Origin of the sequence: Leclercia sp. (genome assembly GCF_036780805.1) — a bacterium.
Lineage (GTDB): Bacteria > Pseudomonadota > Gammaproteobacteria > Enterobacterales > Enterobacteriaceae > Enterobacter.
In genome coordinates this window covers 219,073-238,661 of the sequence record NZ_DAIQCE010000002.1, presented here as the reverse complement: position 1 = coordinate 238,661, position 19,589 = coordinate 219,073, and the positions used below count along the sequence as shown (strand labels likewise).

Here is a 19,589-nt window from a genome sequence, read left to right as displayed (position 1 = left end):
GTTTGTCTATGAGTCAGGGAGTGAAGAGATGAAGTTAATGAAGCGAGGCGTTGCGCTGGCAATAATAGCGGCATGCGGTCTGTTAAGCCTGCCAGCCCAGGCCTGGGAAAAAGATAAAACCTATAACATCACCATCCTGCACACCAACGATCATCACGGCCACTTCTGGCGCAGCGAATACGGCGAGTATGGCCTCTCGGCGCAGAAAACCCTGGTGGACGGGATCCGTAAAGAGGTCGCGGCGAAAGGCGGCAGCGTGCTGTTACTCTCCGGCGGCGACATTAATACCGGCGTACCGGAATCGGATTTACAGGATGCGGAGCCCGATTTCCGCGGCATGAATTTGATTGGTTACGATGCGATGGCCGTCGGTAACCACGAGTTTGATAATCCCATCAACGTATTACGCCAGCAGGAGAAGTGGGCCAAATTCCCGTTCCTCTCCGCCAATATTTACCAGAAAAGCACCGGGGAGCGCTTATTTAAGCCCTGGGCCATCTTCAAACGCCAGGATATTAAAATTGCCGTGGTGGGGCTGACCACCGACGACACGGCCAAAATTGGTAACCCGGAATATTTCACCGACATTGAATTCCGTAAACCAGCCGACGAAGCGAAGCTGGTGATCCAGGAGTTACAGCAGAACGAAAAGCCGGACGTGATTATCGCTACCACCCACATGGGTCATTACGATAATGGCGATCACGGGTCGAACGCCCCGGGCGATGTCGAGATGGCGCGCAGCCTGCCGGCGGGTTCGCTGGCGATGATTGTAGGCGGCCACTCCCAGGATCCGGTCTGCATGGCCTCGGAAAATAAAAAGCAGGTCGATTACGTGCCTGGCACCCCGTGCGCGCCGGACAAGCAGAACGGCATTTGGATTGTGCAGGCCCATGAGTGGGGCAAATACGTCGGCCGCGCGGATTTTGAATTCCGCAACGGCGAGATGAAGCTGGTGCACTACCAGCTGATCCCGGTCAACCTGAAGAAGAAGGTGACTTACGATAACGGCCAGAGCGAGCGCGTCCTCTATACCCCGGAAATTGCGGAAAACCCACAGATGCTCTCCCTGCTGTCGCCGTTCCAGAACAAAGGCAAGGCCCAGCTGGAGGTGAAGATCGGTACGCTCTCCGGCAGGCTGGAAGGCGATCGCAGCAAAGTCCGTTTCGTGCAGACCAACATGGGCCATATGGTGCTGGCGGCGCAAATGGCGCGCACCAATGCCGATTTTGCGGTGATGAGCGGCGGCGGGATCCGCGACTCCATTGAAGGCGGCGATATCACCTATAAAGATGTGCTCAAGGTGCAGCCGTTCGGCAACGTGGTGGTGTATGTCGATATGAGCGGCAAAGAGGTGACGGACTATCTGACCGCGGTAGCGCAGATGAAGCCTGACTCCGGGGCCTATCCGCAGTTCGCCAACGTCAGCTTTGTGGCGAAGGGCGGGGTGCTCAACGACCTGAAGATCAAAGGTGAACCTGTTGATCCGGCGAAAACCTACCGGATGGCGACGTTAAGCTTTAACGCCACCGGCGGCGATGGTTATCCGCATATCGATGATAAACCGGGCTATGTGAATACCGGCTTTATCGACGCCGAGGTGCTGAAGCAGTACATCCAGCAGAACTCTCCGCTGGATGTGAATGCGTATGAACCGAAAGGTGAAGTGAGCTGGCAGTAGCCGTGCTGCTGTGCCGGGTGGCGCTTCGCTTACCCGGCCTACGAGGTAAACGCAAAACGGTAACAGCGTTACCGTTTTAGGGGTTGCGCCCTCTCCCGGTGGGAGAGGGACGGGGTGAGGGCAACAGGCCGCACAGCCTTACTCCCGGCGCGCAATATCCGCAAACTGCGCGTCCAGCATTTTGGCCAGATCGCTGGCCGCCAGCTCAATATCCAGCCCGCGCTTACCGCCCGAAATATAGATCGTCTCAAAGGCCTGGGAGGGCGCATCAATCAGCGTCGGCAGGCGCTTTTTCTGCCCCAGCGGGCTGATACCGCCCACCAGATACCCCGTGGTGCGCTGCGCGACCATCGGGTCGGCCATATCCACTTTTTTGGCGCCCAGCGCCTTTGCCACTTTTTTCAGATCCAGCTGTCCGGCAACCGGCGTCACCGCCACGGCGAGATGCTTCATATCACCGTTGATCGCCACCAGCAGGGTTTTATAGACCTGGTCGGCGTTCAGCCCCAGCTTACGCACCACTTCATCGCCAAAATTGGTTTCATTCGGATCGTGGTCATAGGTATGGATCCGGAAGGTAATTTTGTTTTTTTCGAGTAATTTAACGGCGGGAGTCATAACAATCCTTCTTAGCCCGGACAATAAACGTCCTCAGCATACGCCTCAGAAGAGGCTAAAAAATAGCACCATCTTGCGCATATAGTGTTGGCAGTGATGGTCACTTTGAGCGACAATCGGCTCAACCGGGGGTCTCCTCCGGCATAATAACAATGATGAAATTCCTCTTTGACGGGCCAATAGAAATATTGGCCACTTTTTTATCTCAGCAACGACGGCAAATTCCCCTCGCCGTACAAATGTAATGCCCCAACCGCCACCACATACCGCCCCGCAGGCAGCCCGTGCAGCTTCTGACACCACGCCTGGTTACGCTCGTGCATCAGCACGTCATACAGCGATTCGCTGAAGGTGGCCGGCAGCGCCAGCCTGTCGACGACAGGGGGCGAATCCAGCCACCAGCTCACCATCGTCTGTAGCAACCGCGCGTTGGTATGCCAGTGGGTCAGGGTATCTTCCAGCAGCAGCAGCCCGTCGTTGGGCATCTGGCGCAGGAGGGCAATCTGGCTGGCGGCACCTTCCAGCTCGATAATGGGCAACTGCTGCGCGCGTGCGACGTTCAGCAGCTGGTAATCAATACCGTAATCCCCCCGCAGCCCCAGACGCTGTGCCTGGGTGGCCTGCAGGACCATTGCAATCTGCCACAGCGGCTGGCTCTCAAACATGGAGAGTGATAGCCCCAGCTCGTCGGCAAGCCGCTCCAGCTCGGCCAGCTGGCTGGCGCTAAGACGCTCATTCAGCGGCGGCGGGATCGCTAGCCCCTCGAACGGCGACTCATTACCTGAGATGTCCGCTTCCACGATCAGCGCATCGGCGTGCTGCAGCCTGGCAATCAGCCCCTCGGGCAGGGGAGACATATCCCGGGTACCCATATGGATGCTGCCGACCAGATGCAGATGCTGCCCGCCGGGCAGGGAGATATCGAGGCCCGGCCAGCGATAGCGGCGGGGAAACAGGGCGCGAAACGATGCTTTTATACGTTGAAACAGACTCATACGCGCTCCAGGAAGGGAAAAATTCATGCTAGCGCGTGGGGCGGGGCGGTGCAAGACGTCCTTGTCTTAAGCCCGTCGTTACTCTTTGGGTTTGAAGCGCAGCAGGCGGTTGGCATTGCTCACTACGGTAATTGAGGAGAGGGCCATGGCGGCACCCGCCACTACCGGGTTGAGCAGCGTACCGGTCAGTGGCCAGAGGATCCCGGCGGCGATCGGAATGCCGAAGGCGTTATAGATAAAGGCCCCCAGCAGGTTCTGCTTCATGTTGCGCAGGGTCGCTTTCGAGATGGCGAGCGCGTCGGCCACCCCCATCAGGCTGTGGCGCATCAGGGTGATGGCCGCCGTTTCGATGGCGACATCGCTGCCGCCGCCCATGGCGATCCCAACGTCGGCCTGCGCCAGCGCCGGGGCGTCGTTAATGCCGTCGCCAATCATCGCCACCCGGCGGCCCTGGCCCTGGAGTGTGATAATCGTGTCCGCTTTGCCATCCGGCAGCACTCCGGCGATCACCTCATCAATACCGGCCTCCCGGGCGATAGCCTGGGCGGTGACGGCGTTATCACCGGTGAGCATCACCAGACGATAGCCCGCGCGGTGCAGGCGTTGCAGCGCGCTCACGCTGTCAGCGCGCAGCGGATCGCGAACGGCAAACAGCGCCGCAACCTGGCCATCCACCGCCAGCAGCACCGGGGTCGCACCCTGCGCGGCATGGGCCTGTAGCTGCGCATCCAGCGCTCCGGTATCAATGCCGTTTTCGGCCAGCAGGGCCTGATTGCCCAACAGCAGGGTATGGCCATCGACCTCTCCGCTGACTCCCAGCCCGCGCAGGGTGCGGAAGTTAGTCACCTGCGGCAGGGCGGTGTCTACTTTTGCCAGAATCGCCCGTGCCAGCGGGTGACTGGAACCCTGTTCGAGCGCGGCGGCCAGGCGCAGGGCCTCGGCTTCACCGAGCCCGCCCGTGGTCTCGACGGCGACGACCTGCGGTTTGCCCTCGGTGAGGGTCCCGGTTTTATCAAACACCAGCGTATCCAGGGTGCTGGCGCGCTGCAGGGCATCGGCATCACGCACCAGCACGCCGGACTCCGCGGCCCGGCCAACGCCGGAGATAATCGACATCGGCGTCGCCAGCCCCAGGGCGCACGGACAGGCGATGATCAGCACCGTAGTGGCGATCACCAGGGTGTAGACAATCTGCGGCGCGGGGCCAAAGAAGTACCAGATAGCGGCGCTGAACAGAGCAATACCCACGACCACCGGCACGAAGATGGCCGAAATTTTATCCGCCAGCTTGCCGATCTCCGGCTTGCTGCTCTGGGCCTGGCGCACCATGCGGATGATACGCGACAGGGTGGTGTGGCTGCCGACCGCGCTGGCGCGGAACAGCACGCTGCCGTCCTGCACCACCGTACCGGCGTGGACGCTCTCCCCGCCGCTTTTCTGCTGCGGCACCGGTTCGCCGGTGAGCATCGCTTCGTCAAACCAGGCCTCGCCCTGAGTAATCTCTCCGTCCACCGGGACGCGATCCCCGGTGGTCAGGCGCAGGATCATCCCGGCCTGAACCTCTGCCAGGGGCAGGTTCTGTTCACCGTTTTCCGTCACCACACGGGCGGTCGGCGGGGTTAAATCGAGTAATCTCTCCAGCGCTTTCGAGGAGCGCTGTCGGGCCCGCGCCTCCAGCATATGGCCGAGGTTAATCAGGCCGATAATCATCGCGCTGGCTTCATAATAGAGGTGGCGGGCTTCCATCGGGAACCACTGTGGCCAGACGTTGACGCTCATCGAGTAGAGCCACGCCGCGCCGGTACCCAGCGCCACCAGCGTGTCCATGGTGGCGGTGCGGTTTTTCAGGCTCGAATAGGCGCTGGTATAAAAATGGCCGCCGGCGACGATCATCACCCCGAGGGTGAGAACGCCGATCGCCAGCCACAGCGTGCGGTTGGCGTCGGTGACCATCATGTTGTCACCGAGCATTCCCCAGCCCATCACCGGGATCCCCACCAGCAGGGCGACAATCGCCTGCCAGCGAAAACGCTTCATGGTGGCGATGGCGGTCTCCTGCTGCCGTTCACGGCGTTTGAGATCGTCTTCAATTGCCTCGGCACCGTAGCCCGCTTTTTCAACGGCCTGCACTAAATCAGCGGCGGAGGCACTGCCCATAATCAGCGCAGTGCGTTCCGCCAGGTTGACCCGTGCCTGTGCCACACCCGGAACCGCCTGCAAGGCGTTCTGCACCCGGGTCACGCAGCTGGCGCAGCTCATGCCGTTGATCAACAGCTGTTGGCTGTCATCACTGTCGTGAGCTGCCGGAAGCTCAGAGGGGGCCGCTGTCAGTGCTTCCGACGGAGTTGTTGACGCTGTCAGCGGATCAGCCTTTGGGTGGCTTAACGCCGCACCGTAACCGGCCTGTTTGATGGTGTCGATCAGGGCATCGGCGCTGGCGCTGCCGGTAACGGCGGCGTGGTCGATGGTCACGTCGGCGGTATCAACGTCCGGGCGTTGCTCCAGACTCTCTTTAACGCGTTTGACACAGTGGCCGCAGGAGAGGCCGTCCAGTGTCAGATCGATGGTGTGAGACATACGAATACTCCTTATAATTCTCCAGCCAGATATTGACCGGAGGGACACTTTCATCTAACTGTTATGAAGGTTAAACCTTCCATCAAGGGGAAGGTCAAGGGGGAAACGTGAATATCAGTGATGTTGCCAAAAAAACCGGGTTAACCAGCAAAGCGATCCGCTTTTATGAAGAGAAAGGGCTGGTAACGCCGCCGCTGCGCAGCGAGAACGGCTACCGGAGCTACACGCAAAAGCACCTCGATGAACTCACGCTGCTGCGCCAGGCCCGTCAGGTGGGGTTCAATCTGGACGAGTGCGGCGACCTGGTGAACCTGTTTAACAATCCCGCCCGCCACAGCGCCGATGTCAAAAGCCGGACCCTGGAGAAGGTGGCTGAAATTGAACGCCATATCCTGGAATTACAGGCGATGCGCGACCAGCTGCTGGCACTGGCCGAGAGCTGTCCGGGAGATGAGAGCGCCGACTGCCCGATCATCGACAACCTTTCCGGCTGCTGCCACCGCAAGGCGAAGGCCTAACCGCGAGCCGGGTTGAGCATAAACACCACCGTCCCGCGATACCAGGGGGAGCGCTGGAGCTGCGCTTCGGCCTGAACATCCCGTTTGCCGTTCTGCACCAGCCCGAGCTTAAACGGAATGCGCAGCCGGGCCAGCGCGGGCAGATAAGCCTGATAGTTGTCTACCGTATGGCGGCCCTGATAGCTCTGGATCACCAGCTCATCCACCGCCAGCGCGTTCAGCGTGGCAACATCTCCGGTTTTCGCCCAGTCCAGCAGCCCGGTTACCCCCAGCGCAAATTCGTTCGGCAGCTGTTGGCGCAACTCCTGTAAAAAGCGCGCGTAGTCCGCCAGCTGGTGGGTCGCCGCATCGAAATCGACCTGTAAACCCACCACCTGATTACCGGCGGCCTGCCAGCGCTGCATCAGACGAACAATTCTCGGCACGATGGTCGGCGGCACGTCGAGGGTGGTGAAGCGCACGGTCAGCCAGAGGGAGGGAAACGTCAGGCGGCTGACCGGCAGACCGAGGCGCTGAAACACCACCGCCTTCGGCCGGGCCAGCACTTCGCCCTGATGGAGATAGACCGTTTGCGCCCCTTTCAATTCGTCGCTGGCCTTCACCCCCGACCAGAGCCAGAAGGCCGGATGCTCGCGGGCAGCGACAATATCCGCCGCCTGCACCTGCCCGGCCAGCAGCGCGGCTACCAGTAGTATTTGAGTTTTTGCGCCCACGGGCTGCCCGGATACTGCGTTTTTAACTGCGAGAACCAGCCTTTGCGCTGGGCTTTGTCCACGTCGGGTCCGCCGCATTCGTTATAGCCGGACGGGGCGTAACACATGATGGCCCGATAGAGCGCGTAGCTCTTATCTTCATGCTCCGCCTTCGGTGAGGCGATGACCTGCTGGTAGTAAGCCTGTCTGTCGAACTGCCCGTAAGGTTCTTTACGAGGGATCGCCGTCTCCAGCACGTCGTTGCCCGCGCTGTCTTTCCAGATATCGACATGGGTATTCGAGGTGCGGAAGAACTCGCCCAGGCAGTTCAGGGCATGGGCATCTTTGGCGTTCTGGCTGAGCACCTGCACGGTGTGATCCAGACTACGGCAGACGTAACCGACTTCGGCGGCATCGCCGTTCCAGTCGAAGGTGCTGAGATTCACATCGTCAAACGCTTTGCCGACAACGGGTGGCGTAATGGCGCTGGCGAGTTTTTTGTCGCTCAACCAGTCGCTAAAGCGGTGCTCCGTCAAATCGCGCACCAGCAGGGTATGCAGCGCAATGGTGCGCTCTTCGTTGTTGGGGCCCTGGCTGGCCTGCTGGCGTAACCGCTCAGGCGAGGCCACCGTTTTCAGTACCTGAGAGCGAAAACGCAGGTTGGTGACAGCGCTGTCCGCGGCAAAAATCGCCTCACTATTGCCGCTAAAGACCAGGGTCGCCGCCAGTTTGGCCTGCACGTACTGCTGCTGTTCGGGATCCTGGCTGAGTTTCAGCAGCTTCAGCCAGAAATCGCGCGCCGCGGGCCACTGCTTTTGCGCCATCAGCGCTTCGCCGTAAAGCACCTGCTCGCTGAAGGCGAGAATATCGTGCGCCGGAAGTTTTTCGGCGGCTTTGACGTCCTTAAGAATAGCGGCAGTGTTATCCGTCGCCTGCCACAGGTTCAGCTGTAAATTGCGCCACAGCGCCAGCTTGCCGCTCTGTTCAAACGCCGGTTTGCTGGCGTTGAGATCCTCCTGTGTCAGGGTCGGTTTCTCGTCGCTGTTCAGGCGAAGGGCGCGCAGCAGTTCGATATAGCTGACCTGCGGCGCGTCGGGGAAAGCCTCCCGCACGGCGCGACCATAGAACTGCATGCCGTAGACATTATCGTATTCGGTCACCAGGCCGTGCAGCGCCTGCGCATTCTCAGCCTGCTGGAACCGCTGCTCGTACAGCCCCGCCAGCTGCGGCCACGCCTGTAGATACCAGTTGATGCGACGCAGCATACCGCGCGCAGAATCGGCATATCGTCCCTCCGGCCAGCGCTGGAGGTAGGCCTGAGCGGCTTGCTGCGCCTGTTCAGCGGCCGGACGGTCGATGCGATCGATATCAAAATCGCCGTACTCTCCCGTGCTGTTCTGGCTGCTTTTGTTCAGCGCCGTGCGCATCAGCATATAGCTGGCGGTCTCTGCCAGCCACGGGCGATCGCTGTCGACAAGCGAGGTAAATGCCTGAGCCGCGCTTTCGTAATCCCCGGCATAAAAAAGGGCTGCCCCGGTCAGATAGGTTTTATACAGCAAGGCAGGTGACGCCGCCGGGAGGGTCGCCAGGGAGGCGGAAAGTTGCTCTTCGGTGGCGCCAGCGTAGAGCCCCAGACGCGCCTGGCCCAGCGCATGGCGCTGCTCCGCCGTCAGCGAGTCGTCGGCCAGCAGCGCGGCAAAAAACTGGCTGAGGCTGTCGGCACTGTTCGAGACGAAGCGGTTTTCCTGCTCGCCGTCCTGATGCATATCGACGGGCTCAAGCTGCAATGCGGTCAGCTGCTGATTGAGAAGGCTCTCTTCAGCCGGTTTATCCGCCGCTGCGCGGGTCGGTGCCTCCAGGTCGTCCCACTCCGGGTGGTAAGCAAAATAGACGTCGCGGGAGCGGGTGATGTCCGCCGGCATCGACTGAACCGGCAGGGGGAAGGATTTGGCTTCGCTCAGCAGACGCAGCAGGTTGTCGCGGGAGTCGTTGCCGGGCGTCAGCACCGGGTCGCCCTTCAGCAGACAGTGCGCATCGCTCCAGTTGCAGTCTTCCATATCAAAGGAGGCGAATGCCGGAGCGGCGCTCGCCAGTAATGCGCTAACGCTGAGTGCCAGCGTTGTCTTCCTGACCATCATGCTCATCCTGTTATTATCGGGAAAGGGCCCGGACGCGAAGGGTGATCCCCTCAACAGCCACAACTTCAACTTTGGTGCCGGCGTTTAAGTCGTCGTCGGCAATGACCGGCCACGAACTGTCGCCGACGCGCATATGACCGCGCCCGTTTACCAGGGCGGTATCCAGCGTGAACTGCATTCCCACCAGCTGCTGTCCGCGCTGATTGAGTCGGGCATCGGCGGGCTTTTGCCTGCGCACCTGCCTTGAGAGCCAGCGCCACCACAGCCAGGCGGCCGTCAGGGTCAGCACCGCAAACAGCGCTCCCTGCCATGCCCAGTCGAACGGCAGGATCCAGACCAGCAGTCCGGTGATCACCGCCGCCACGCCGCTCCACAGCAGGTAGCCGTTGCCGCCGAGCATTTCAGCCGCCAGCAGCAGGCCGCCGAGGCTCAGCCAGAAGACATGCGGATGTGCCGCGATCGTCTCGATCATAATTTGCGCTCGTTGCCGCTGTTCTTGATCAGTTCCGCGATACCGCCGATCGCGCCCATCAGGCTGCTGGCATCCAGCGGCATCATCACCACCTTGCTGTTGTCCGCCGAGCCGATTTTTTGCAATGCTTCGGTGTACTTCTGCGCCACAAAGTAGTTAATCGCCTGGATATCCCCGGCGGCGATCGCCTCTGACACCATTTTGGTGGCGCGGGCTTCCGCTTCGGCCGAACGTTCCCGGGCCTCAGCCTGTAAAAACGCAGACTGGCGCTCGCCCTCGGCTTTGAGGATCTGCGACTGTTTCTCCCCTTCGGCTTTGAGGATCTCGGCCTGGCGCACCCCTTCGGCCTCCAGAATGTAGGCGCGTTTGGTTCGCTCGGCCTTCATCTGGGCGTTCATGGAGGTGATCAACTCGGCGGGCGGACGTACATCGCGAATTTCGATACGGGTGACTTTGATGCCCCAAGGGTTAGTGGCTTCATCGACGATGTGCAGCAGGCGGGTGTTGATGCTGTCGCGCTGGGAGAGCATCTCGTCCAGCTCCATTGAACCCAGAACGGTACGGATGTTGGTCATCGTCAGATTGATAATCGCCAGCTCAAGGTTACTCACCTCGTAGGCCGCTTTCGGCGCGTCGATCACCTGAATAAAGCACACCGCGTCGATGGTGACGTTGGCGTTATCCCTGGAGATAACTTCCTGGGAGGGGATATCCAGCACCTGCTCCATCATATTGATCTTGCGACCAATACGGTCCATGAACGGCACCACCAGGCTTAAGCCCGGCTGCAGCGTGTTGGTATAACGCCCAAAACGCTCAACCGTCCACTGATAGCCCTGCGGTACGATTTTGACCCCCGCGGCAACAATGACCAGCGCGACGAAGATCAGAATGGGGATGACAATGAACATGTAAAACCTCCTGTTTTGAATTCCATGTTGCGATAACAACTGTTCGTTTGTTGCCCATAAGTATATCGGCAAACAGGGACGAATTCGCGCCGAATCAACGGCGCAGGCAGGATCCAGACATAAAAAAGCCCCGCTAAAAATAGCGGGGCGAGACAAAAAATCATCAGAATGCGGTGGGTCAGGCGTTGGGCCCGCTCCAGGAGAAGTCAGAGATATACTGCTCACCGGCCTCATTAATCGCGCGTGACAGCGCGACATAGTATTTTTCCAGACCGATCGCTTCAATCTGTTGCAGCTGTTCGCGTACCGGGGCACAGAACAATCCGGCGTTCCCGGCTTCGACGCGCTTGTTGTTAGGCGGCAGGTCGCCGGTAATGGCTTTGAACCAGGTGCGGATCCCCTGCTTAAGGTTGTTCGGCGCTTTCGCCAGATTGTCGATGCCGGTCAGCACCTGCAGGGTCGGGAACCGATCTTCCGCAACGGCGCTCTTCAGGCGCTCAAAGAACTGGCTGAACAGCTCGAACGATCCCAGTTCGATGATTTTGGGTTTAGTGGTTTTGCCGTTTTTATTGCCGATCTTGCTTGCGGCAGGCGTGCTGGATGGCACGATCCCTGTCTTATGCAAGTCTAATCCGAACAGCAGATTGCAGTGGGCGCGACGCTCTTTCAGCGGGTAAGACATCAGCACGTCGATAAAGGCCGTCGCCTTCACATCCGACAGATTATGGTTGATGAGCCACTGAGTGCGGGAGAAGTCAGCCGGAGAGACAAACCACTCCGGGATCTCATCGTAGCGCTTCGATTTGCCTTTCCCATCAAATTCAATGAAGTGCGTGCCGTTATCGAAGGCAAACTTGCAGTTTTTAAAGCTGATAATGGTGGTATTAACGATTAACGCTTTTTTTACGAAATCAACGACTTCAGGGCCAATAACAAAGCTGGTGACTGCCGAGGAATTGATGACTTGCATTAATGTTTCTACATCAGGAACGCCCGGCTTCAGGGAGGTGAACTCATAAAAGATGTGTGTCATGCCGCATACTTCCTCTAGTTATTAGCCTGCCATTTCAAACGCGCAAAAGTTTATCATCTCTTGCAGGATGAGGCCATTAGCGACAAATGCGGGAATTTTGTGTCGATCACAAATGAAAGATAAAGGTTACTCCGGGTGGGGCAGTGTAAAAAAAAGCGGGCATTTTAATGACTGTCGCGGGCAGAGATAAGTCTTTTTATCTGTTTGCCAGAACTAAACATTAATAAGACTTAAGTGAAGCCCATTTTGATAAAAAAAGGCCGCCGTAACGGCGGCCAGAAGTGGGTTTTAGAGCGGAGAGAGGGGATTAAAAATCGCCAGAGATGCCCGCTCCGGCCATCCAGCCGTTATCAAAGGAGCTGGATGCCTGCATGTTGACGGCAACATGCGGAGTAATGCCTTTCTGCAGACCGGCAGCCAGGGCTGCGCCATCGCCATTCGCCGTACCCGTCGACAGCGCCCATGAGTTATCGGAGTGATAATGCAGGCTGGACATCGCCGCGGCGTTATTCAGACCCCGTTTGAGATCTTCACGGGTGTCATCAATCTCTTTCGCGTTACGCTCAATTGACTGGCTGTTGCGGGTGATGCGTTGACTGTTGCTGTCGATGCGCTGGCTGTTACCTGAAATACGCTGACTGTTGCTGTTGATACGCTGGCTGTTGCCAGAGATACGTTGGCTGTTGTTGTCGATACGTTGGCTGTTGCCTGTGATGCGTTGGCCGTTGTTCTCGATACGCTGGCCGTTGGTCTCAATACGCTGGCTGTTGCTCGCGATGCGTTGACCGTTGGTATTCACCTGGCTGCGGTTAGTTTGATCGACATAGTAGCTGTTCACCTCGCTAACGACGTTGACAGTGTAGCTGTTGCCCGCGGTTTGACGGGGACTGGTGGACTTCTTCGTTGGTACTGACGCTGACGGCTGTGGATCGGTCACCCCGCTGGTCACGGTCAACGGAGTTGTCTGCGTATTCGCCAGCGTCACAGTATGTGTATCCACCGTTTGAGGATTAATGACAGTATTGTCCGGCGTCCCCTTCACCAGCGTGGTTGCCGGAGTTTGCAGGTTAACGACCTGTACCGTCGACGTCGGCAGCGGTTGAGGCGATGGGATATCGCCGGCCGCAGGCTCGACACTCAGGATGGGCTGAATGGTTTTGGTTTCATAAGCAGGGGTGAGCTGCACGGGTACCGGCGGCACGTTCATCGGCTGCGGAGTGCTGTAGGTCGCCAGTTTTGGCGGCACAGATTTGACTGGATCCGGCGGAGCGATAAGCGGCTGCGGGGTGCTGTAGGTCGCCAGTTTTGGCGGCACGGATTTGATCGGATCCGGCGGAGCGATAAGCGGCTGCGGAGTGCTGTAGGTCGCCAGTTTTGGTGGCACGGCCTGTACCGGCAGCGATGGGGTCATAGCTGGCTGTGGCATCGGTGCAACAGGAATGGCTGTTGGCGCAATCGAACCATCTTTGAATGCGTTGCGTGCGGCCTGCAGCTGGGTCTGAGCAAATTTAACCTCGTTGCGGCGTTGCCCGATCGCGTCGAACGCATCCTGATGCGTCTGGGCTGCAGCAACGGCTTGCGGCGAGCCCGTCCCGAACTGATGCATCACATTCATCATATCCACATTGCTCACGCGCTCAGTCCTGAGCGCGGCGGCGTAATTTTTTTGTGCGAAGTGGTCAAATTCCAGCGCGCCTTTCAGATTCGCTGCGGCCTGGTCCGAACTTATCGCATACGCACCTGGGGCAGCCACGCACAGCGACACCGCCGATGCGATCAGTTTCAACGTGGTTTTCATCTCTACATATCCTGAGGTCAATCGTTTGATCAAAATGTAAATTGCAGAGTGGCAGAGAGTATGAGGGCTCTGGCTCTGAAGTATTTGCAGGTATTTTTATTGTCTTTTTGTTGTCTTTTATATAACTACCATAAATGAATATGGTCGTTTTTTGATGGATTCTAAACATTAAATAGTTATTGGCAAGTCAATTAACGATCAATATTTTTGTCTTTTAATAGTCTTGTTTCGAGCGAAAGGTTGACAAGTTTCGCTTACAGAAAAAATGTTACTAAAAGTGTGTGATTAGTCTTTCAGGCAGGAAATTGTGATCGGGTTTACGGTTGGTAACGTATTTTGGCCGTATTCAGGCGGTCTTTTTATCGGTTTATGAAAAGATTGTTATCTTTTTGCATATCATCAATCAGTCTTTATATAGACTTATATCAGGCTTTTTATATTTTCAAATGAGAGTTGACTGACAAGTTAATAAAAACAGTCAATCTGTCCATAGACTGAAAATATTAAGTCGTTAGCTATCAGGTGGAAATGATAAGGAGAGGTTAAATCAGATGCGTATGCCCGATAATGCTTCGCTTACCGGGCACAGGAGGTAGGGATCAGTACAGCAGGGCGTAGAGCTTACGGCGATAGGTCGAGGCCAGGGAGTCACCTGTCCCGAGCGCGGCCAGAATTTCCTGGAACATTTTACGCGCCTGACCATCAGCGGCAGCCAGATCGGTTTTCAGATGGCTGAACAGCAGTTCCAGCGCCTCTTCGTTACGACCGACCTGATGCAGCTGCAGCGCCAGCTGGCTGGCCAGCGCCGCATCGGCAGGGTTGGCGGCAACGTGCTGCTGCAGCTGCTGAATTTCCGGGGTATCCGCGGCCTGCTTCAGCAGTTCAATCTGCGCCACCAGCCCCTGATAACGGGTGTCCTGATCCTGCAGAGGGATAGTCTTCAGCACCACTTCGGCATCTTCGGAGCGTTTTAAGATAATCAGCGTTTCCGCCAGCAGCAGGCCAGTTTCGCTGTTCTGACCGGAGAGCTGCCAGGCCTCTTTCAGCAGCGGCAGGGCTTCGTCATGTTTGCCTTCGGCCATCAGGGCCGCTGCCTCCTGCGCTTTCAGCTCATCTTCGCGCGGCAGCACTTTATCCAGCAGGGCGCGGATCGCCTCTTCCGGCTGCGGCCCCTGGAAGCCATCCACCGGCTGACCGTTCTGGAACAGATAAACCGTTGGGATGGCGCGCAGGCCAAACTGCGAGGCGATCATCTGCTCGGCGTCGCAGTCCAGTTTTGCCAGAATAAACTGACCGTTGTACTGGGCCGCAAGCTTCTCGAGCACCGGCGTCAGCTCCAGACAGTGCTGACTCCGTTCAGACCAAAAGTAGAACAGCACCGGTTTGGTCATCGACTGTTCAAGAGTCTGGTGCAGGTTGGCTTCGGTAATGTTGACAATATTCTGTACGGACATGCGTCATTATTCTCTGTTATGAGTTTTTATTTACATGGGGGCGTGGCGCGTGGCTTCAACTCAGCCCTGTAAAATTTTGTCCATCATCCGGCCAGGCAGCAGGCGCTTCAACAGGCCGACGGCGTGGGTCACCAGCGTGACCGGATAACGCATTTTGGGGTTTTTGCTCTCAAAAGCATGGCGCACTTTGGCGACAACTGCCTCCGGGCCGAGCGTAAAACGTGCGGCGATACCGGGATTTTCTACCGGCTTGTCGGCCTGAGTCTGGTTAACGTTGTCGGTAAAGCGGGTACGGATGGGGCCCGGTTCAATCAGGCTCACCTTAATGCCGCTGTGGCGCAGCTCCATGCGCAGTGCATCTGACCAGGCTTCCAGCGCGTACTTGCTGGCGGCGTAGGCCCCGCGGCCGGGCGTGGAGATCAGCCCCATCACCGAGGAGGTCATCACAATCCGCCCTTCGCCGTGCGGCAGCATGGCGGGCAGCAGGCGCATGGTGAGCTGGTGGACGCCAAAAAAGTTGGCGGAAAATTGCTGCTCAAGCTGCTGGCGGGAGATGGTCTGCAGCGGGCCGTAAACGCCGAAACCGGCATTGTTAAACAGCCCGTACAGACGATTATGGGTCAGAGCGATCACCTCATCGGCGGCGCGCTCAATGCTGTCGGCACAATCCAGATCCAACAGCACACCGGTCAAACCCACTCCGTTCATCCGTTCAACGTCTTCGGGTTTGCGGCAGGCGGCCAGTACCCAGAATCCCTGGCGCTTCAGTTCAAGGGCACTTTCAAAGCCAATTCCACTGGAACATCCTGTTATTAAGACCGATTTTTGCATAACTTTACCTGTCAGGATCTCCGCTGAATTACGAGTCATGTTTAACTAAAGGAGCCAGCCGGGTCGCCATCCAGTCGGCAATAAACGGCTGTGCGTCCCGATTGGGGTGAATACCGTCATCCTGCATCCACTGCGGCTTCAGGTAGACCTCTTCCATAAAAAAGGGCAGCAGCGGCACATCGAACTCTTTGGCAAGCTTCGGATAGATCGCGCTGAAGGCTTCATTATACCGACGACCGTAGTTGGCGGGCAGGCGAATTTGCATCAACAGCGGCTGAGCGTTCGCCGCGCGAATATCCTGCAAAATTTTGCGCAGGGTCTGCTCGGTCTGCTGAGGCTGGAAGCCGCGCAGACCGTCATTGCCGCCGAGTTCCACCAGTACCCAGCGCGGCTGATGCTGCTTCAGCAGGGCCGGCAGGCGCGAAAGCCCCTGTTGGGAGGTATCGCCGCTGATGCTGCCGTTGATCACCGACGTTCTGGTCTGCCATTTATCGTTCAGCAGAGCAGGCCAGGCGGCACTGGCCGCCATCCGGTAGCCCGCGCTGAGGCTATCGCCCAGAATTAATAACGTGTCCGCCGCCGCGGCGCGAAATGTCATCAGAATCAGAAACAGGAAGGGCAAATGCCAGCGGAAAACATTGTTGAAGTTCATCATCTTAAGAAGTCCGTGGGTCAGGGTGAGCACGAGCTTTCCATCCTTACCGGAGTTGAACTCATTGTCAAACGCGGGCAAAGCATCGCCCTGATTGGGGAGTCGGGCTCCGGCAAGTCCACGCTGCTGGCGATCCTCGCCGGTCTGGATGACGGCAGCAGCGGTGAGGTCCACCTGGTCGGGCAACCGCTGCACAGCCGTGATGAAGAGGCGCGCGCCGCCCTGCGAGCGAAGCACATTGGCTTTGTATTCCAGTCGTTTATGTTAATCCCGACCCTTAATGCGCTGGAGAACGTCGAGCTGCCGGGCCTGCTGCGCGGCGAAAATACCGCCCACAGCCGCGAGAGCGCCAGAGCCCTGCTGGGGCAGCTGGGGCTGGGCAAGCGCCTCGATCACCTCCCGGCGCAGCTCTCCGGCGGCGAGCAGCAGCGCGTGGCGCTGGCCCGGGCGTTTAACGGCCGCCCGGACGTGCTCTTTGCCGATGAACCTACCGGCAACCTCGATCGCCAGACCGGGGATAAAATTGCCGATCTGCTCTTTTCCCTGAACCGAGAGCACGGCACCACGCTGATCCTCGTCACCCATGACCCGCAGCTGGCGGCCCGCTGCGACCGTCGCCTGCGCCTGGTCAATGGTGAATTGCGGGAGGAAGCATGATTGCCCGCTGGTTCTGGCGCGAATGGCGCTCCCCCTCGCTGCTGATCGTCTGGCTGGCGTTGAGCCTGGCGGTGGCCTGCGTGCTGGCGCTCGGCAGCGTCAGCGATCGGATGGAAAAGGGGCTCAGCCAGCAAAGCCGCGAGTTTATGGCCGGGGACCGGACGTTACGCAGCTCCCGCGAGGTGCCGCAGGCGTGGCTTGAGGAGGCAAGAAAAGCGGGACTGAAGGTCAGCGAGCAGCTCAGCTTCCAGACCATGACCTTTGCCGCCGATACGCCGCAGCTGGCGAGCGTGAAGGCCGTGGATGATATTTATCCGCTGTACGGCGAGCTTCAGACCAACCCGCCGGGCCTGAAGCCCGCCCCGGGCACGGTGCTGCTGGCCTCGCGTCTGATGGCGCTGCTGAATTTAAAAACCGGTGACAGCATCGACGTCGGGGATGCCACGCTGAAAATTGCCGGGGAAGTGGTTCAGGAGCCTGACTCCGGCTTCAACCCCTTCCAGATGGCGCCGCGTCTGCTGATGAATACTGCTGATGTGGCCAAAACCGGGGCGGTACAGCCCGGGAGCCGCGTCACCTGGCGCATTAAGTTTGGCGGAACGCCCGCCCAATTAGCCAGCTACGAGAAGTGGCTGCTGCCGCAGCTGAAGCCGGAACACCGCTGGTCCGGGATGGAGCAGGAGGAAGGGGCGCTCGGCAAATCGCTGGAACGGTCCCAGCAGTTCCTGTTGCTCTCGGCATTGCTGACGCTGCTGCTGGCGGTGGCGGCAGTGGCGGTGGCGATGGGCCACTACTGCCGCAGCCGCTACGACCTGGTGGCGATCCTCAAAACCCTGGGGGCGGGCAGGGCGCAGCTGCGTAAGCTGATTGTCGGCCAGTGGCTGGCGGTGCTGGCGCTCTCCGCGGTGACGGGCGGGGCGATGGGGCTGCTGTTTGAAAAGGTGCTGATGGTGCTGCTCAAGCCGGTGCTGCCTGCCGCATTGCCGCCCGCCAGCCTCTGGCCGTGGCTGTGGGCCATCGGCGCGATGGTCGTCATCTCGCTGCTGGTGGGGCTGCGTCCATACCGTCTGCTGCTGGCGACCCAGCCGCTGCGCGTTCTGCGTCGCGACGTGGTGGCCAGCGTCTGGCCGCTGAAATTTTACCTGCCGGTTATCGTGGCGGTGGTGGTGCTGCTGCTCGCCTGGCTGATGGGCGGCAGCATGCTGCTGTGGGCGGTGCTGGCCGGCGCGGTGGTACTGGCGCTGCTCTGCGGCGTGCTGGGCTGGATGCTGCTCAGCGTCCTGCGCGGGCTGACGCTGAAATCGCTGCCGGTGCGTCTGGCGGTCAATCGCCTGCTGCGCCAGCCGTGGTCGACCCTCAGCCAGCTGTCAGCGTTTTCGCTGTCGTTTATGCTGCTGGCGCTGCTGCTGGTGTTGCGCGGCGACCTGCTGGATCGCTGGCAACAGCAGCTCCCGCCGGAGAGCCCGAACTATTTCCTGATCAACATTGCCCCGGAGCAGATCGCGCCGCTGAAGGGATTCCTCTCTGAGCACCAGATTATCCCCGAATCGTATTACCCCATCGTGCGGGCGCGTCTGACCCAGATTAACGGCCAGTCCACCGAGGGCAATAAGGATGAATCGCTGAACCGCGAGCTGAATCTGACCTGGCAGGATAAACGCCCGGATCACAACCCGATCACCGCCGGCAGCTGGCCGCCAAAAGCGGGTGAGGTGTCGATGGAGGAGGGGCTGGCGAAACGCCTTAACGTCGGGCTGGGCGATACGGTGACCTTTACCGGCGATACCCAGGACTTTAGCGCGAAAGTCACTAGCCTGCGCAAGGTTGACTGGGAAAGCCTGCGGCCGAACTTCTTCTTTATCTTCCCTTCCGGGGCGCTGGACGGGCAGCCCCAGAGCTGGCTGACCAGCTTCCGCTGGGAGAAAGGCCCCGGCATGCTCACCCAGCTTAACCGTGAGTTCCCGACCATCAGCCTGCTGGATATCGGGGCGATCCTCAGACAGGTCGGGCAGGTGCTGGAGCAGGTGAGCCGGGCGCTGGAGGTGATGGTGGTGCTGGTCACGATTTGCGGCGTGCTGTTACTGCTGGCTCAGGTACAGGTCGGTATGCGTCAGCGTCATCAGGAGCTGGTGGTCTACCGCACCCTGGGCGCGGGTAAAAAGCTGCTGCGCACTACGCTGTGGAGCGAGTTTGCCCTGCTGGGGCTGGTGGCAGGCCTGGTGGCGGCCATTGGCGCAGAAACCGCGCTGGCGGTGCTGCAAACCCGGGTGTTTGACTTCCCGTGGGAGCCGGACTGGCGGCTGTGGGCGATCCTGCCGCTCTGTGGGGCGGTGATGCTCTCGCTGTGCGGCGGCTGGCTGGGTGCCCGCCTGCTGAAAGGCAAAGCCCTGTTCCGTCAGTTCTCCGGTTAATCTCTCTCCGTAATCATCACGCACCGGTTTTTATGCCGGTGTGTGATGTCTAAGTAGCATAAAAAGATAAATCACTGTCTTTTAGTGGCACAAATCATTAAAAACCGGGCAACACGAGCGGATAAATCCTGGTTAATATTCACCTGCTAAA

At 58.9% G+C, this 19,589-nt stretch carries 16 protein-coding genes; 4 read left to right on the top strand and 12 right to left on the bottom strand.

What is annotated here, in order from left to right:
• Nucleotides 1–28: 28 nt before the first annotated feature.
• Entirely contained in the window at nucleotides 29–1,681 is a 1,653-nt protein-coding gene (gene ushA / locus V7Q49_RS10430) for a bifunctional UDP-sugar hydrolase/5'-nucleotidase UshA (RefSeq protein ID WP_333850936.1), read from the top strand.
• A gap of 138 nt (nucleotides 1,682–1,819) precedes the next feature.
• Here ushA and ybaK read toward each other — a convergent pair whose 3' ends face one another.
• The 3 genes from ybaK to copA all read right to left on the bottom strand — a co-directional run bounded on the left by ybaK (nucleotide 1,820) and on the right by copA (nucleotide 5,871).
• Nucleotides 1,820–2,299, bottom strand: a complete 480-nt coding sequence (gene ybaK / locus V7Q49_RS10425; protein WP_333850934.1) for a Cys-tRNA(Pro)/Cys-tRNA(Cys) deacylase YbaK — start codon at nucleotides 2,297–2,299, stop codon at nucleotides 1,820–1,822.
• A gap of 200 nt (nucleotides 2,300–2,499) precedes the next feature.
• Nucleotides 2,500–3,294, bottom strand: a complete 795-nt coding sequence (locus V7Q49_RS10420) for a TraB/GumN family protein (protein WP_333850932.1) — start codon at nucleotides 3,292–3,294, stop codon at nucleotides 2,500–2,502.
• 78 nt (nucleotides 3,295–3,372) lie between these two features.
• Nucleotides 3,373–5,871, bottom strand: coding sequence for a copper-exporting P-type ATPase CopA (gene copA / locus V7Q49_RS10415; RefSeq protein WP_333850931.1), 2,499 nt, complete (start codon nucleotides 5,869–5,871; stop codon nucleotides 3,373–3,375).
• 107 nt (nucleotides 5,872–5,978) lie between these two features.
• Between copA and cueR the strand changes: the two genes are divergently transcribed.
• Nucleotides 5,979–6,389: a Cu(I)-responsive transcriptional regulator gene (gene cueR, locus V7Q49_RS10410; RefSeq protein ID WP_333850929.1), complete on the top strand. Its 411-nt coding sequence runs from the start codon at nucleotides 5,979–5,981 to the stop codon at nucleotides 6,387–6,389.
• On the opposite strand, the gene V7Q49_RS10405 is transcribed toward cueR, so the two are convergent.
• The 9 genes from V7Q49_RS10405 to tesA all read right to left on the bottom strand — a co-directional run bounded on the left by V7Q49_RS10405 (nucleotide 6,386) and on the right by tesA (nucleotide 16,373).
• Nucleotides 6,386–7,102 carry a DUF3142 domain-containing protein gene (locus V7Q49_RS10405; protein WP_333850926.1) on the bottom strand — a complete coding sequence of 239 codons (717 nt, stop codon included), beginning with the start codon at nucleotides 7,100–7,102 and terminating at the stop codon, nucleotides 6,386–6,388. The genes cueR and V7Q49_RS10405 overlap by 4 nt on opposite strands.
• Nucleotides 7,072–9,216 (bottom strand): hypothetical protein, encoded by a 2,145-nt coding sequence (locus tag V7Q49_RS10400; RefSeq protein ID WP_333851312.1) that lies wholly within the window; start codon nucleotides 9,214–9,216, stop codon nucleotides 7,072–7,074. The genes V7Q49_RS10405 and V7Q49_RS10400 overlap by 31 nt, the downstream gene beginning before the upstream one ends.
• Before the next feature lie 16 nt (nucleotides 9,217–9,232).
• The gene (locus V7Q49_RS10395; protein ID WP_333850924.1) at nucleotides 9,233–9,691 is read right to left on the bottom strand and encodes an NfeD family protein; all 459 of its coding nucleotides are present in this window, start codon (nucleotides 9,689–9,691) and stop codon (nucleotides 9,233–9,235) included.
• On the bottom strand, nucleotides 9,688–10,602 hold the full coding sequence (locus tag V7Q49_RS10390) for an SPFH domain-containing protein (RefSeq protein WP_333850923.1): 915 nt from the start codon (nucleotides 10,600–10,602) through the stop codon (nucleotides 9,688–9,690). Before V7Q49_RS10390 ends, V7Q49_RS10395 begins: the two co-directional genes overlap by 4 nt.
• 178 nt (nucleotides 10,603–10,780) lie before the next feature.
• A complete protein-coding gene (locus V7Q49_RS10385; protein ID WP_333850921.1) occupies nucleotides 10,781–11,635 on the bottom strand; it encodes a hypothetical protein in 855 nt (284 codons plus the stop codon).
• A gap of 307 nt (nucleotides 11,636–11,942) precedes the next feature.
• Nucleotides 11,943–13,433: a hypothetical protein gene (locus V7Q49_RS10380; protein ID WP_333850919.1), complete on the bottom strand. Its 1,491-nt coding sequence runs from the start codon at nucleotides 13,431–13,433 to the stop codon at nucleotides 11,943–11,945.
• 599 nt (nucleotides 13,434–14,032) lie between these two features.
• Nucleotides 14,033–14,887, bottom strand: a complete 855-nt coding sequence (locus V7Q49_RS10375; RefSeq protein WP_333850917.1) for a co-chaperone YbbN — start codon at nucleotides 14,885–14,887, stop codon at nucleotides 14,033–14,035.
• Between the two features lie 60 nt (nucleotides 14,888–14,947).
• The gene (locus V7Q49_RS10370; RefSeq protein ID WP_333850915.1) at nucleotides 14,948–15,757 is read right to left on the bottom strand and encodes an SDR family oxidoreductase; all 810 of its coding nucleotides are present in this window, start codon (nucleotides 15,755–15,757) and stop codon (nucleotides 14,948–14,950) included.
• Nucleotides 15,747–16,373, bottom strand: coding sequence for a multifunctional acyl-CoA thioesterase I/protease I/lysophospholipase L1 (gene tesA, locus V7Q49_RS10365; RefSeq protein ID WP_333850913.1), 627 nt, complete (start codon nucleotides 16,371–16,373; stop codon nucleotides 15,747–15,749). Before tesA ends, V7Q49_RS10370 begins: the two co-directional genes overlap by 11 nt.
• Here tesA and ybbA point away from each other — a divergent pair.
• The gene (ybbA, locus tag V7Q49_RS10360) at nucleotides 16,341–17,027 is read left to right on the top strand and encodes a putative ABC transporter ATP-binding protein YbbA (protein ID WP_333850911.1); all 687 of its coding nucleotides are present in this window, start codon (nucleotides 16,341–16,343) and stop codon (nucleotides 17,025–17,027) included. The two genes, tesA and ybbA, sit on opposite strands and share 33 nt — an antisense overlap.
• Nucleotides 17,024–19,438, top strand: coding sequence for a putative ABC transporter permease subunit YbbP (gene ybbP, locus V7Q49_RS10355; RefSeq protein ID WP_333850909.1), 2,415 nt, complete (start codon nucleotides 17,024–17,026; stop codon nucleotides 19,436–19,438). Before ybbA ends, ybbP begins: the two co-directional genes overlap by 4 nt.
• Nucleotides 19,439–19,589: the final 151 nt, after the last annotated feature.

Coding starts and splice junctions, on each gene's coding strand:
- ushA (WP_333850936.1), top strand. CDS start 29: ATGAAGTTAATGAAGCGAGGCGTTGCGCTGGCAATAATAGCGGCATGC.
- ybaK (WP_333850934.1), bottom strand. CDS start 2,299: ATGACTCCCGCCGTTAAATTACTCGAAAAAAACAAAATTACCTTCCGG.
- V7Q49_RS10420 (WP_333850932.1), bottom strand. CDS start 3,294: ATGAGTCTGTTTCAACGTATAAAAGCATCGTTTCGCGCCCTGTTTCCC.
- copA (WP_333850931.1), bottom strand. CDS start 5,871: ATGTCTCACACCATCGATCTGACACTGGACGGCCTCTCCTGCGGCCAC.
- V7Q49_RS10400 (WP_333851312.1), bottom strand. CDS start 9,216: ATGGTCAGGAAGACAACGCTGGCACTCAGCGTTAGCGCATTACTGGCG.
- V7Q49_RS10395 (WP_333850924.1), bottom strand. CDS start 9,691: ATGATCGAGACGATCGCGGCACATCCGCATGTCTTCTGGCTGAGCCTC.
- V7Q49_RS10390 (WP_333850923.1), bottom strand. CDS start 10,602: ATGTTCATTGTCATCCCCATTCTGATCTTCGTCGCGCTGGTCATTGTT.
- V7Q49_RS10385 (WP_333850921.1), bottom strand. CDS start 11,635: ATGACACACATCTTTTATGAGTTCACCTCCCTGAAGCCGGGCGTTCCT.
- V7Q49_RS10380 (WP_333850919.1), bottom strand. CDS start 13,433: ATGAAAACCACGTTGAAACTGATCGCATCGGCGGTGTCGCTGTGCGTG.
- V7Q49_RS10375 (WP_333850917.1), bottom strand. CDS start 14,887: ATGTCCGTACAGAATATTGTCAACATTACCGAAGCCAACCTGCACCAG.
- V7Q49_RS10370 (WP_333850915.1), bottom strand. CDS start 15,757: ATGACTCGTAATTCAGCGGAGATCCTGACAGGTAAAGTTATGCAAAAA.
- ybbA (WP_333850911.1), top strand. CDS start 16,341: ATGCCAGCGGAAAACATTGTTGAAGTTCATCATCTTAAGAAGTCCGTG.
- tesA (WP_333850913.1), bottom strand. CDS start 16,373: ATGATGAACTTCAACAATGTTTTCCGCTGGCATTTGCCCTTCCTGTTT.
- ybbP (WP_333850909.1), top strand. CDS start 17,024: ATGATTGCCCGCTGGTTCTGGCGCGAATGGCGCTCCCCCTCGCTGCTG.